We start from the raw sequence: 13644 nt of genomic DNA, 5'->3' as shown, positions 1-13644 counted from the left end.
CATTTATGACTGACGAATATGATGAATGTCCCGAATGTGAACCGGGGTTACCGGCCTGGTTGGCGACGTTCGCCGACCTTATGGCGTTACTGCTGGTTTTCTTCGTGTTGTTACTGTCGTTTTCGGAGATGGACGCCCTGAAATTCAAGCGCCTGGCCGGGTCCATGCGCAACGCCTTCGGTGTCCAGGCTCAGATCAACGTCAACCAGATCCCCAAGGGCACCAGCATCATCGCCCAGGAGTTCAGTCCGGCCCGTCCGGACCCGACGCCGTTGAACGTGGTGCGCCAGGACACCATCGCGGACCTGAAGGATTCGCTGGAGGTGTTGTGTCAGGACACCATGACCATGCAGGAGACCGCCCAGGGCGAGGAAGGGCAGCTGACCCGTCGCATTGTGGTGCCCGACGAGCAGATCCAGCAGGAGGTGCAGGAGGAGGCCCAGCGCATTGCCGAGGCGCTGTCCGATGTCATCGCCGACGGCATGCTGCAGATCGAGACCGTGGACCGGACCATCATCATTCGCGTTAAAGAGCAGTCCTTCGGCGAAGGGACGGACTTTGTCGCCGACGCCTACCTGCCGATTCTGGACCGCGTCCGTGATCTGCTGTTGACCGTGCCCGGTGAAATTTCAGTTGAGGGGCACACCGACAACGTTCCCATCGCCACCTCCCGTTTCCGCAACAACTGGCTGCTCAGCGCCGCCCGGGCCCTGTCGGTCGCGGAGTATTTGTGGGCGGCACCGGAAATGCCGCAGGACCGTTTCTCGATCGTCGGTCACGGCGCCACCGAGCCGATCGCCTCCAACGACACCCCCGAGGGCCGCGCTGCCAACCGTCGGGTTGAAATCATCGTGCGCCGGGATAACCCCGATGTGGAAGGGGGGCCGGTGCCGGAGGAAGAGCAGGGCGAAGAGGTCGAATTCGGCGAACCCTCCCTGTTCGGTCTGGAACCGGAAGAAATTTTCTAGTCCCGGGGAGCCCTGGGGTGCCGGCCAAGGCGATCCGGGGCTTAACCGTAGCCGGTAAGGTGTGCTCGCGGGACTACGCCAGCAGGCTGGTCAGGTCGTACAGATCCTGCTTGAAGGGTCTGGGCATGTTTTCGATGGCATCGACGATGTCGTGGTGCACCAGCTTGTTGCTCTGGATGCCCACGCAACGCCCGCCGACGCCCTGGCTCAGCAACTCCACCGCATAGGAGCCCATCTGGCTGGCCAGCACCCGGTCGAACGCGCAGGGAACGCCGCCGCGCTGTATGTGACCGAGAATGGTCGCGCGCGTTTCCAGCCCGGTGCGGGCTTCGATGCGTTTGGCCAGGGCGCTGACGTCGGTGACGTGCTCGGTGATGGCGATAATGGAATGTTTCTTCCCGGCGGTCACATCGTCCGCCACGGTCTGGATCAGTGATTCTTCGTCGAAGCCCTTCTCCGGCACGATGGTGAACTCGGCGCCGCTACCGATGGAGGCCATGATGGTCAGGTCGCCGCAGTAGCGGCCCATGATCTCGACGATGGCGATGCGGTGGTGAGACGAGCAGGTGTCGCGCAGACGGTCGATGGCATCCAGGACGGTATTCAGGGCCGTGTGAAAGCCAATGGTGAAGTCGGTACCGGCCACGTCGTTATCGATGGTGCCGGGCAGGCCGATGCAGGGGAAACCCATCTCGGTCAGGCGCTTGGCGCCCATGTAGGACCCGTCCCCGCCGATAACAACCAGGGCTTCCATCCCGTGCTGACGCATGTTCTCGATGGCTTCGCGGCGAACGGATTCCTCTTTGAACTCCGGGAAGCGGGCGGAACCGAGGAAGGTACCCCCCCGGTTGATCAGATCCGACACATCGTGGCGTGCCAGCTGTTCGATGCGGTTCTGGTGTAAGCCGAGATAGCCGTCCCAGACGCCATAGACATCGACCCCCTTGCTCAGCGCGGTTCGAACCACGGCCCGGACAGCGGCGTTCATCCCGGGGGCGTCGCCCCCGCTGGTCAGTACACCAATCTTCTTAATCATGCCTGCACTACCTTACATTCATTGGTTGCCGCCGGGCCCTGGGCCGCGCCGGTGATCAATCGTACCCATGTCGGAATTCGAAGGGCCTGGATGGGGTCGCATCTGGACCCCGTCGATCAAACTGGAAGAGCGCTGAATGTAACAAAATTACAGCATCGGTGGCGAGCCCTTCTTTATGGGGACATATTAGTGGTTTTCGGCGGGTTTTTCAGTCCGAATTTGGCTGAATTGGCCATTGAACGGGCCACTAAGGTAATAAAGTTCCATCCCGGCCGTAAATACACCCGGTATTCGCCTCAGGGCGTTCCTCTGGACAGGGACGCCAGCGCCAGGACATGCGCCGCGACGACACCCCAGGTCAGCAGGGACCGCAGGTTGCGGTAGTCCAGGCTTTGCGCCGCACCGAACCATTGCCGTTCGAACCACCACAGTGCGGGATAGCCGATCATCAGCAACACCAGGCCCAGCCAGGCGGGCATAAAAAAGGTCGCCCAGGCCGCCAGAAACACAGCCATCGCCAGATTGGCCGCTTTGGGATCGCGGTTGTCCGCATCGCGGACGGCGGGCAGCCAGAGGGTGCCGGCGAGGAACGCCAGGATCAGCGCGCTGAAATCCCTGAGGTAGCCGATCAGGCCCAGGTGGACCCAGGGCAGCAGGGCCAGAACAAAAAACGTCGCCAGTCCACCCAAACTCCAGAACAGCATGATCTGACTGGGGCTCATACGTGATTCTCCTTTTTCCTTGGGCCATTACCCATCGGTATGGGGTGTGTCCCGGCGAGGTGCAATACCGGTCAGGGGCAGCCGCAGGCTATTGTCTGCGTCGTCCAGCCCGATCATCTCGCCGTAGGCCGATCGATGAACCAGTTCCGCCTGCATCAAGGGTAGCTGCTTTAACACAGAGCGCACCTGCTGGAGGTTGGTCAGCTTGAGCGGTTGCCGCCAGGCATCGACCAACGGATGGCGGCGCAGGCCGTCATCCAGATGGATGTGATAAAACGTGCCCATCAGGCATTCCACTTCGGCGTTGCGAAAGGGTTGGGCCGCCCGCCGGGCCTGTGTCAGGGTAATGGACATCAGGACATTCCCGTCTGCGTTTTGGATTCGTCGATGGAGTAGATACGACGAACGTGCGCGAATGGCTCAACGGATCCGGCGGGTGCGGTTCGGCGTAGTCATCGCATTGTCACGAAACGGTCATAGACTGGTCGGGAATCGGTTCGCTCCCCCGGGGACGTGTCGAGCCCGGTGTCTGTTCCAATACGCATACCCGCTGTCCGGAGGAATGCATGAAAACCGTCGCGATACACAGTCAAAAAGGTGGTGTGGGCAAGACCTCGATGACCATCAATCTGGCTCACAAAGCCATGGAATTCGGCTTCGAAACCCTGGTGATCGATCTCGATCCGCAGGGATCGGCGACGTTTTTTCTCGGACAGGGTCAGGCCACGAAACTGAAGGCCAAACAATGGCTGAGTCATGAGATCGACTGGAATCGATACATTGAAGCGACGCCGTATGAAGGGGTGTTTATCCTGCCGGCTCGCAAGGGGCTCAGAAAACTGGACCGTTTGATGTCCAGTGACGTATCCGACAAGCACATCAAGCGGCTGTTGAAATCGCTCAAATCCCAGTTCGATCTGGTGTTGATCGACTGTCCGCCGGGCATCAATACCGTTATCGAGCAGGCTTACCGGGCGGCCGACCGGGTTCTGGTACCGCTGACGCCGACACCATTGTGTCTTGAGAGTTTCCGCACCCTGCGTGAATTCGTCGATGACGTCGCGATCCCCTCCGCCAAACTCGCGCCCTTTTTCAATCGCGTCAACCCGCGCCTGGAGCTGCACCGTGCGTCGCTGAAACAGTTCGCGCAAAACGCCGGAGAACCCCAACTCGGTTGGGTGCGCGCCACGACCCTGATCGAAAAAATGGCGATCGACAAGAAGGCGGTGACCGATTCACACCCGGCACATCGGGTGTCCCGCGACATCAACGCAATGTGGAAAGTGTTGATGCGTGACCTCGATCTGCATCACTGAAGCATGCGCACCAGGGTGCGTGCCTGGTCCCGGTTGTCGATGTCCAGCTTGCGGTAAAGCCGTCGGATGTGGCTTTTCACGGTCGACAAAGCGACATGCATGCATTGGGCGATGTCTTCGTTGCTCAGTCCCTCACCGATCAGCAACAGCACCTGGAATTCCTTGGTCGTGACCGATTCATGCCCCTGTGCATGGCGCTGGTTCAGATGTTTCAGGCGTGGATCGCCCTCGCTCAATAGCATTTTCGGACGGCTGCTCTGCGCCGGCTGGAACCAGAGATTCCAATCCGGCCAGTCCCGGCCCTCCACCCGGAACAGTTGGCGGTACAGGCTCAGGGTCGTGACCGGGCGAATACGCGGCAAGTCGTCGAGTGCGGCCTGCCAGTGCCGCCGTCCCGCCTCGTCGGGCTGCCAGATCGCCAGCAGTAATCGGGCTTTCAGCGCGAGCAGGCTGAGACCGTGTTCGAGGGCCAGATCCAACAGGGACGTCGCCAGTGCCCGGGCGTTGTCGGTTCGTCCGTTCAACCAGTCCGCGATGGCCCGGTTGCGGTCGTAGTGTTGATAGAAGTGGTTGATGGCCGCTCCGGTCGAGCGCGGCGGCGGTGTGAATACCTCGGAGTCCGGGTCGCCCAGCAGCCGGTCGGCACTGATCAGAAACTCATGGGCCTGGGCGACCCAGTCGGTGTGATACCGGTAGCGATCGAGCAGATGGCGCACCTGGATCGCCAACTGGCTCGCCTGGTGGCGGTCCTCCCCGTGCAGGGCCAGCCGGCCGCGCATCACATACGGGTTCAACAAGCCATAATCGCCCAGCGGTTCGATGATCTCGGTGCCCAATTCCAGGCTCTGCAGGGCGGCATCGAATTGACCGCGCTCGATCAGGATCTGGGCCCGGTTGCGATAGACGAACTCCATGTGTAGGACCAGTTCGATGCAGTGATCTCGCGCCAGGGCGATGGCCTGGTTCTGAATGTCCAGCGCCGTGTCCAGATCGCCGGTCACGGTGCGCACGTCCGACATCAGGCACAGCGACCAGAGCCGTTGCTGGGTCAGCCCCTGCTGGAACGCCAGTGACTCGGCCTGTTCCAGATAGCGCAGGGCCGTGGCCAGATCCCCCTCGCACAGCGCGGCCTGCCCCAGGACCGAAGCCGCCACGGTGCGCGATACGAAGCTCTGCGTGGGCAGGGCGTCCACGGCTTCCCGCGCCAGTGCCTTTGCCTCGGCAAAGCGTTCGCCGTTGATCGCCGCCTGGGCCCGGGCCACGGCGTATTCCAGGCCGATTTGCGGCTGGTCCCGCCCCAGCTGGCTCTCGGCCTTGGCCAGCATCGGCAGTACCTTGTCTTCCTGATAGCTGAGCAGGCAGATCCAGGCTTTCAGCAGAATCAGGTCGGTATGGGCCATCAACCGTTCCTCATCCAGCGGATCCAGCAGGCGCAGCAGCACCGAGAACTGACCGGATCGGTAGAAATCCAGGCCGCCGGCCTTGAGAATCGCCAGGTTCAGGTCCGCGTCGTCCAGTTGCAGGGCCAGTTGCGCGGCCTCCATCGGCCGCTCCTGGTGCAGATAGGCGTAAGCGGCACGGATGCGGATGGCTCGCCAGCGCTCCGGTTCCTGGCTCTGCATTCGCTTGATCAGTGTCTGGCGAAACAGCGCCTGCAGCCGAAAATAGCCCGACACCTCGTCCACCGGCACGATAAACAGCTGATGTTCGCGCAGCAGCTGGATCAGGGTTTCCGCATCGCCGCGCTCCATCAATTGATTGCACAATCGTGCATCGAACTGGCCGAACACGCAGATCGAGGTCAGGAACCGGTGCAGGGTTTCCGGCAGATCGCTCAGCACTTCATCGTCCAGATAGGCTTCCAGATGCTGGAAGGACTGCTGCAGTTTGCCGCTGGCGTACCTCAGATCCGCCTCACTGCCCGCATTGCGGGTAATTAATTCAAGCCCACCCGGCCAGCCGCCGGTGTCCTCGATCAATCGCTCGACCACTTCGGAGGACGGTTCAAACGCCAGACGCTCACGCAGAAAGGTATCGAGCTCGGCGCGGTTGAACGCCAACTGCTCCGCCTGCAGCTCCAGCAACTGTCCCTTCACACGCAGGGTGGATAACCCCAGGTTAGGCTCCTGATGGGCGGTGAGGATCAGGTGAATGCTAGGGGGGAGAAACCGGATCCACTGTTTCAGGGCCGACAGAATGGCCGGCTCGTTCAGGGTATGGGCATCGTCCAGTACGATGAACAAGGGGTCGAAATGATGCGACAGTTCGATCAATGCCTTGGTCAACAGGCTGTCGAGCCGGTCGAACTGGTTGGTCTCCACCAGGCGCAGCGAATCCGGGCACCCTTCTCCGGTAGCGATGTGCAGGCCATAGATCAGGTGGCTGGCGAAATAGCTCGGGTCATTGTCGCTCGGGTCCAGCCCGTACCACATGACGTTGACGCCGGTCTCCGCCATCCACTGGGTCAGCAGGCTGGTCTTGCCGTATCCGGCCGGGCTGCGCAGCAGGGTGAGCGGGAAGTGGCGGCATTGGTCCAGTTGTTTGACCAGGCGTGGGCGCTGTTGAAGCGGCGCGCCACTGCTGGGCTGGACCAGCTTGTAGGGTTGTATCCACAGGCGGCTGTGGGCCGGTGTTTGCGGTGTCGTATTTTTGTTTTGGGTCATCGGCTGGGCTCGAGTCAGGCAACCAGTTTAGTGCAAAGCGAGCCCTAGCCTAATCGAACCGGCGATCCAGTATTAGGACGAATTACCCAACAGTTTGAAAATTGAACGAAATGATGGGGCATTGGATTCGATGGTGCCTTGGAAGTTCGGTGCCTGGGTGTAGGGTTGTGCCATTGGTCCGTACCGGGCGTGGGGGTAGGCCCTCTCGGGGTCGCCGTGTATACGTCCCTGTAGGCTAGACGGCAGCATCCCTGCTGCCCACTTCCCCGATAGGGCCTACCCCCACGCCCGTCACTCGCAGTAGCGTCACCATTCGCAAGCCGTTCCAATCTACCAATGCTACGTTGGGTTAACACCGTAGGGTGGGCACCGCCCACCTTGGAAGAATGTAGAGCCATGGAAATATCCATTGATACGATTAACGCCAGTGGACAATTATTCGGTTGTGCCGCATTGAAATGGTGGGCGGTGCCCACCCTACGATACCCAGATCTTCAGGAATGGAATGATTAAGTTGCCACCATAGTAAGTGCCGGGCGTGGGGGTAGGCCTCATCGGGGATGTGGGCAGCATGGATGCTGCCGTCAAGCCCCCATGGATGGGTTGAGTGGGCGGCACCCCGCGCGACCCCGAGGAGGCCTACCCCCACCCCGGCACGAACCACTGGCACACATTCCATTGAGCCACAAAAAAGGGGGTGCCAAAGCACCCCCGAATCATCCGACATGGAGAGGAACGGGATTAGAAGTCCAGGATCTGGACCGCGCTGTTGTCGCGCTGGAAGACGTTGATCTTGCCGCATTGCGCGAAGTGGTTGTTAGAGGCGTACGGCGTGCCGCTCTGGCTGATGTCGCCTTCCCAGCCCGGGCCGTTCGAGATGTAGGACTTCAGCTCGAACCAGCCGTTCACCGTTTTGGAGCAGTCCATCTGGACGTCCAGCATCCAGTAGTGGTCGCCGTAGTTATTCAGCGCCTCTTCGCCGTAGCCGTCCACCGGTACGGTGCGCTTGGTGCCCCAGCTGTCCGGCCAGTAGTCGGTGGTCCAGTCCATGGCCGTGCCTTCGGCGCCGGCGCCCTGGTTGGCTTCCAGGCCGTACCAGTCGAGGTAGAGATCGCCTTCCTTCCACGGTGCCGTGGTGTCGTTGAGCAGGTTGTTGTGCTGGATGCGAATGGCGCATTCGAAGTTCGACGTCGAGCAGTTGCGGCCGAGGTTGGTGTTGGCGTAGTTGTGGTCGATGCCGCCGCGAATGAACATGTCCTGGCCGGACTGGGTCTGGCCGTACATGAAGATGACCGTGCGCTGGAAGTCGCCGCCCTGGGTCTGGTCCAGATAATTGTTGATGAATTGCTCATAGCGGTACTGACCGGTGCCACCGGTGGCGACCTGGTTGATGCGCAGGACCGTCATGCCGCTGTAGCTGGCGTAGTCGAAGGCGTTTTCGATGTTGTCCCAGCCGGTGTCGGTGGTGGCGCCGCCGGCGAGGGCGTTTTCACCCTTGATCGGCACGCCCTGGTTCGCGGCCTCTTCGGCCACCCAGAACACCAGCGTTTGCGCCAGGGACTGGCCGCCGCCGTAGGGGTCGTCGTTCATTTCCAGGGCGGTGAAGTGCAGCACCACGCCGCGATCCAGATGCTGGTAGCTGGCCGGAATGCCGACGATGTCGCTGTAACCGTGGCCGGTGGCGCTGCTGTCGAGGTCGACGTCGGACGGGATCAGCCCGGCGGCGATCTCGGCGCTGCGCTTGGTGTAGTCGGTGGCGGACATTTTCCAGTGAATGCCCGGAATCTTCATGCCCAGTTCGACATCGGCGAAGGCGCCGTCGAAGCCGACCAGGGCGGTGTCCATCATGTTGTGGCCGTGCTGCATCAGGCTGTCGTGGTACCAGCGGACGAAATCGCGCCCGTACTGGGTATTGAACTGATCCCCGCTTTCGACGAAGTAGGTGGCGTCGGCCGGTGGCTGGATCTGGCTGGTCTGGGTCATGCTGGTGCCCCAGGCGCTGTTGACACCCGACAGGCTGCCGTACTTGTCGATCGCCCAGTTCTGGAAGTCGGCCTTTGCCGGGTCGCTGTAGGATTGGAAGGCGCCCCGGGTCGGGTAGCCGCTGCCGGTGTCGTGGCTATTGTAGGACGGGTAGCGCAGTTCGCCGGCGGGGCCCATGGAGACGTTCAGTTCCAGAATGTCGTCGGCCATGTAGGCGTAGCGTGCTTCGAAGGCTTCCATGAACTCCTGGTACTCGCCGAGCACCAGATGGTCGGCCCAGAGAGAGACGGTCTCCCAGGATTCATTGCCTTGTTCGCTCTTGTAGCGCAAATCCGAGCCCGGTACGGAATAGTGGTTCCAGATCCAGCCCGGAATCGGGATGTCGCAGGTATCGCCGACGTTGCCGCCGCACTGGTGGAAGGACATGATCGGCACCACGTCCAAACCGGCGCTGGTGATACGGTTGAAGAGGTCGTCGTAGTAGCCCCAGTCGAACTGCTGGTCGCCGGCGCCTTCGACCTTGCCCCACCAGACGTCGACGGAAACGGCCGTGACGCCCATGTTCTTGGCGGTGCTCAACTGTTGCTCGAAGGCGTAGTAATCGCTCACTTCAAGGGGTGCCATAACGTTGGCCGACTGAGCCATGTCGGCCAGGGCAGCGCTGCTCAACGCGGTCGCGGCCAGACCAAAAGCCATGCCCAGGGGACGTGATGTGTTCTTGAACGGATTCATAAGAGGGTCCTCGGGGGATCCGGCCTGGCGGGGACGATCGAGTTGGCCAGGCCGGAATCCGGTTTTCTTGTTGTTGGAGGGTGTTGTCTTATTGGAGATAGTTGTCGATGAACCGGCTGAAACGATACTGGCCGGTTCCGCCTGTGGTCACCTGACCGATGCGCAACACGGTCAGACCGCTGTAGCTGGCCCAGTTGAAGGCGTTTTCGATGTTGTCCCAGCCATTGTCGGTGGTCGCGCCACCGGCCAGGGCATTCTCGCCCTTGATCGGCACACCCTGGCGATCGGCTTCCTGGGAGACCCAGAACACCAGATCCTGAGCCAGCGACTGACCTGCGCCATAGGGGTCGTTGTCCATTTCCAGGCAGGTGAAATGCAACACCACACCCCGGGACAGGTATTGGTAGGCGTTGGCGACTTCGATGATGCTCTCATAGCCGTGACCGGTGCTGTCGCTGCTGAGATCCAGATCCGACGGAATCAGGCCGGCGGCGATTTCGGCACTGCGCCGGGTGTTGTCGTTCGCCGCCATTTTCCAGTGTACGCCTGGGATCTTGAAGCCCAGTTCGATGTTGGAGAAATTGTCGTCGAAGGCCGCCAGGGCTGTATCCATCATGTTGTAGCCGTGCTGTTTCAGGCTGTCATGGTACCAGCGGGTGAAGTCGCGGCCGTATTGCAGGTTGAACTGATCGCCGCTCTCGACGAACCACTGGGCGTCCGAGGGCGGCCGGATGTCCTCCTTGCGGGTCAGGCCGAAGCCCCAGGCGTTATTGACGCCGTTCAGGCTGCCGTATTTGCTGATCGCCCAGTCCTGGAAGGCATCCACGGCCGGATCGCTGTAAGACTGGAAAGCGCCCCGGGTCGGATAGCCGGTGTTCGAATCGTGGCTGTTGTAGGAGGGATAGCGCAACTCGCCGGCCGGGCCCATGGAGATGTTGATCTCGTCGATGTCGCCGGCCAGGTAGCCGTACCGGTTTTCGAAGGCGTTCATGAATTCCCGGTATTCCTCGACCACCAGATGGTCGGCCCAGAGGGAGACCGTTTCCCAGGATTCGTTGCCCTGTTCGCTCTTATAGCGCAGGTCGGACCCCGGCACGCTGTAGTGGCTCCAGATCCAGCCGGGAATCGGGATATTGCAGGTGTCGCCGACGTTGCCGCCGCACTGGTGGAAGGACATGATCGGTACGATGTCCAGACCCGCGTTGGTGATGCGACCGAACAGGTCGTCGTAATAGCCCCAGTCGAACTGCTGGTCTCCGGCGCCTTCGACCTTGCCCCACCAGACATCGACCGATACGGCGGTCGCGCCCTCGCTCTTGGCCGTGGCCAGTTGGTTCTCAAAGGCCCAGTAATCGCTGACCTCCAACGGCGCCATCACATTGACCGATTGGGCCATGTCGGCCAGGACCGGGGCGGACCAGGCGGTCAGCGCCAGGGTACCGGCCAGTGCCAGCCGGGTCGGATGCAGTACGGAATGTGTCACGTATCTCACCTCGTCTTGTTTTTGTAGGGGTGTTCGGACTCAGGATGACAGTGTGCACAGGTGTCCGCCCCGGGTCTTCCTCCCCCCGGGGCGGAATTTGCCACGGGGTGGGTATGGCCGGACCTCAACCCCTGTTTCATGCGGCTGACACCATTCGATACGGAACCGTTGTCGACGTGAAAATCCGCCCCGGGGAGGAAGCCAGGCGCCGCTTGTTCAGGTCATGCTTGGATGCACAACAACAAAAAAGCGGAGTCTAGAATCATGAAACGACTGATCTCAGTGACCGGCATTCTGGTCATGGCGGCCGGCCTGGCCCAGGCCGACTGGTTTTTCCGGGGCACCCCCAATGGCTGGGCAGCCGACGCGCTCGATCCGGTATCCGGCAGCCTGTACGAGACCTGTCGAACCTTTGGCGAGGGCGATGCCGGCGGCGGCCCGCGCTTCAAGATCGACCGCTACGGCGACTGGACCGAATCCTACCCGGCCGAGGACTATGCCGTCGGCTCCAACCAGAGCCTGGTCATCCAGTTCGACAGCTCGACGCAGCAGATCACCACCGAGAGCGTCGCCGACTGCGACACGACTGTAACCGACAGTTGGTATTTCCGGGGCACGCCCAACGGTTGGGGCACCACCGCCATGGCCTTCGAGGGCGATAACCGCTGGTGCACCACCGAGAGCTTCGGCACCGGCGACGGCGGCGGTGGTCCGCGCTTCAAGATCGACCACACCGGGGACTGGACCGAGAGTTACCCCGAGACCGACTACTTTGTGTCGTCCAACACCACCTACGACATCTGTTTCGATGCCGGCACCCGGCAGATCGATGTCACCGAAGCGTCGGGCAGTGACCTGACGCTCAGCTCGCTGGGCGCCGAATACAGTCCGACAGCCACCACCTTCGCCATCTGGTCGCCGGATTCCAGCAATATCGGCCTGGTCGTCGACGGTGTCGGTTACACCCTGCCGAGAGTCGCCGACCAGCTCGGCTACACCGGAATCTACGGCATCGAACTGCCCGGCGACCTGCACGGCGTCGAGTACTATTTCACCATCGACGGCGTCCCGGTACGCGACCCCTACGGCAAAATGGCACTGCCCAACCAGGACGTGAACATCGTCATGGATATGAGCCGCACCGACCCGGTCGGTGGCTGGGTCGCCCCGCCGCCGCTGATCGAGCGCGAAGACGCCGTCATCTACGAAATCCACATCCGCGATTTCACCATCGACTCGACCTCCGGTGTGTCGGCGGCCAACCGGGGCAAATACCTCGGCATGGTCGAAGGCGGCACCACCTACCAGGGTGCGACCACCGGCATCGACCACCTCAAGGAACTGGGTGTCACCCACGTCCAGATCCTGCCGTTCTACGATTTCTCCACCTGCTCCGACCCGGCCGACACCAGCTGCTACAACTGGGGCTACGACCCGCGGAACTTCAACGTGCCCGAAGAGCGCTACGCGACTACGACGGACACCATCGAGCGTGTTCGCGAGGTGAAGACCATGATCAACGAATTCCACAAGGCGGGCATTCGCGTGATCATGGACGTGGTCTACAACCACACCTTCGACTACGAGATGTTCGAAAACATCTCCATGCGGTACTACACCGACACCGATCTCTCCGGCACCGGCAACTCGATCGACGCCAATGTGCCCATGGTCGGCCGGATGATCCGCGATTCACTGGAATACTGGACCCGTGAATACCGGCTGGACGGCTATCGTTTCGACCTGGTCGGCATCTTCGACCATGACGAATACGGCGACTGGGGGCGCTATCTGAACCAGCAATTCCCGGACCGCGACCTGTTGCTCTATGGCGAACCCTGGAACGGCTACGCCAGTGACCCGCGCGAAGCCGAGCGCGTTCGCCTGGGCACCATCGCCCGTGAGGAAACCGGTCACGTCGGCGTGTTCAACCCGAAATACCGCGAAGCGATCAAGGGCAACAACGACGACGGCTACGGTGGCGGCTTCGCGTTCAACCAGGGCGAGATCTGGGCGATGGATTTCGGCAGCCGCGCCGGCATCCGCTACACCAACGACCCGGATCAGGTGATCGACCTCTGGGACCCGATGTACGCCACCGACCCGGAGCAGACCATCAACTACGTCTCGGCGCACGACAACCTCGCCCTGCGCGACAAGATTCTCGCCTGGGCGGCGCTGAACGGCGTCCCGGAGAACAGCGACTATCTGCGGCGCATCCAGAACTACGCCAACGGCATCGTCCTCACCTCCCAGGGTATACCCTTCCTGCACGGCGGCGTCGAGATGCTGCGCGACAAGGACGGCGACCACAACAGCTACAAGTCGCCGGACTCGGTCAACAAGATTCGCTGGAACTGGAAGATCGACAATGCGGACATCTACTCCTACTACCGCGACGCCATCGCCTTGCGCAAAGCCCACCCGGGCTTCCGCATGAACACCTGGGACGAGATCGACCAGAACGTCACCACCATCCGCCACGCCGACGACGTCCTGGTCACGGACATTGACGCGGGCGCCAACGGTGACACCTGGTCCCGCATTCTGGTGATCTACAACTCCGGCGGTAACTTCAGCTATCCGTTGCCCTCGGGAACCTGGAAGGTTGCGATGGAGAAAAACGACCCCACAGCCGGGAACGGTCGCACTGTTACAGGCTCCATGGTGGCGGAGGGGACGGCCGTGACGGTCCTGTACCAGGAATAAGGTCGGGCGATGGGGCCCGGTCCGTTCGGGAC

Annotated in this window: 9 protein-coding genes; 3 read left to right on the top strand and 6 right to left on the bottom strand. The window is 61.5% G+C overall.

Annotation, left to right across the window (positions count from 1 at the left end; all coding sequences use genetic code 11):
* Positions 1-5 precede the first annotated feature (5 nt).
* The gene (locus IE111_RS02775) at positions 6-968 is read left to right on the top strand and encodes a MotB family protein (protein ID WP_189606947.1); all 963 of its coding nucleotides are present in this window, start codon (positions 6-8) and stop codon (positions 966-968) included.
* Positions 969-1041: 73 nt separating this feature from the next.
* On the opposite strand, the gene pfkA is transcribed toward IE111_RS02775, so the two are convergent.
* The 3 genes from pfkA to IE111_RS02760 form a co-directional block, all read right to left on the bottom strand.
* Entirely contained in the window at positions 1042-2004 is a 963-nt protein-coding gene (pfkA, locus tag IE111_RS02770; RefSeq protein ID WP_189606946.1) for a 6-phosphofructokinase, read from the bottom strand.
* A 296-nt stretch (positions 2005-2300) separates the two neighbouring features.
* A complete protein-coding gene (locus tag IE111_RS02765) occupies positions 2301-2726 on the bottom strand; it encodes a DUF3429 domain-containing protein (RefSeq protein WP_189606945.1) in 426 nt (141 codons plus the stop codon).
* 27 nt (positions 2727-2753) lie between these two features.
* Positions 2754-3080, bottom strand: coding sequence for a DUF6482 family protein (locus IE111_RS02760; RefSeq protein WP_189606944.1), 327 nt, complete (start codon positions 3078-3080; stop codon positions 2754-2756).
* Between the two features lie 212 nt (positions 3081-3292).
* Here IE111_RS02760 and IE111_RS02755 point away from each other — a divergent pair, with 212 nt between their 5' ends.
* Positions 3293-4042, top strand: coding sequence for a ParA family protein (locus IE111_RS02755; protein WP_189606943.1), 750 nt, complete (start codon positions 3293-3295; stop codon positions 4040-4042).
* Here IE111_RS02755 and IE111_RS02750 read toward each other — a convergent pair.
* The 3 genes from IE111_RS02750 to IE111_RS02735 all read right to left on the bottom strand — a co-directional run bounded on the left by IE111_RS02750 (position 4036) and on the right by IE111_RS02735 (position 10903).
* Positions 4036-6705 (bottom strand): winged helix-turn-helix domain-containing protein, encoded by a 2670-nt coding sequence (locus tag IE111_RS02750; protein WP_189606942.1) that lies wholly within the window; start codon positions 6703-6705, stop codon positions 4036-4038. The genes IE111_RS02755 and IE111_RS02750 overlap by 7 nt on opposite strands.
* A gap of 741 nt (positions 6706-7446) precedes the next feature.
* Complete coding sequence (locus tag IE111_RS02740; RefSeq protein ID WP_229805162.1) at positions 7447-9420, bottom strand: family 14 glycosylhydrolase; 1974 nt, start codon at positions 9418-9420, stop codon at positions 7447-7449.
* A gap of 88 nt (positions 9421-9508) precedes the next feature.
* Positions 9509-10903: a family 14 glycosylhydrolase gene (locus tag IE111_RS02735; RefSeq protein WP_229805160.1), complete on the bottom strand. Its 1395-nt coding sequence runs from the start codon at positions 10901-10903 to the stop codon at positions 9509-9511.
* A 264-nt stretch (positions 10904-11167) separates the two neighbouring features.
* On the opposite strand from IE111_RS02735, the gene IE111_RS02730 reads away from it, so the two are divergent.
* Positions 11168-13612: an alpha-amylase family glycosyl hydrolase gene (locus tag IE111_RS02730; RefSeq protein WP_189606941.1), complete on the top strand. Its 2445-nt coding sequence runs from the start codon at positions 11168-11170 to the stop codon at positions 13610-13612.
* Positions 13613-13644 lie beyond the last annotated feature (32 nt).

Origin of the sequence: Saccharospirillum salsuginis, assembly GCF_014651855.1 — a bacterium.
GTDB classification, from domain to species: domain Bacteria; phylum Pseudomonadota; class Gammaproteobacteria; order Pseudomonadales; family Natronospirillaceae; genus Saccharospirillum; species Saccharospirillum salsuginis.
Note: the sequence above shows the minus strand (reverse complement) of the source record. Positions and strands in the feature narration are given on the sequence as shown.

Excerpts from the sequence above, each read along its gene's own strand:
- IE111_RS02775 (WP_189606947.1), top strand. The coding sequence starts at position 6 with ATGACTGACGAATATGATGAATGTCCCGAATGTGAACCGGGGTTACCG.
- pfkA (WP_189606946.1), bottom strand. The coding sequence starts at position 2,004 with ATGATTAAGAAGATTGGTGTACTGACCAGCGGGGGCGACGCCCCCGGG.
- IE111_RS02765 (WP_189606945.1), bottom strand. The coding sequence starts at position 2,726 with ATGAGCCCCAGTCAGATCATGCTGTTCTGGAGTTTGGGTGGACTGGCG.
- IE111_RS02760 (WP_189606944.1), bottom strand. The coding sequence starts at position 3,080 with ATGTCCATTACCCTGACACAGGCCCGGCGGGCGGCCCAACCCTTTCGC.
- IE111_RS02755 (WP_189606943.1), top strand. The coding sequence starts at position 3,293 with ATGAAAACCGTCGCGATACACAGTCAAAAAGGTGGTGTGGGCAAGACC.
- IE111_RS02750 (WP_189606942.1), bottom strand. The coding sequence starts at position 6,705 with ATGACCCAAAACAAAAATACGACACCGCAAACACCGGCCCACAGCCGC.
- IE111_RS02740 (WP_229805162.1), bottom strand. The coding sequence starts at position 9,420 with ATGAATCCGTTCAAGAACACATCACGTCCCCTGGGCATGGCTTTTGGT.
- IE111_RS02730 (WP_189606941.1), top strand. The coding sequence starts at position 11,168 with ATGAAACGACTGATCTCAGTGACCGGCATTCTGGTCATGGCGGCCGGC.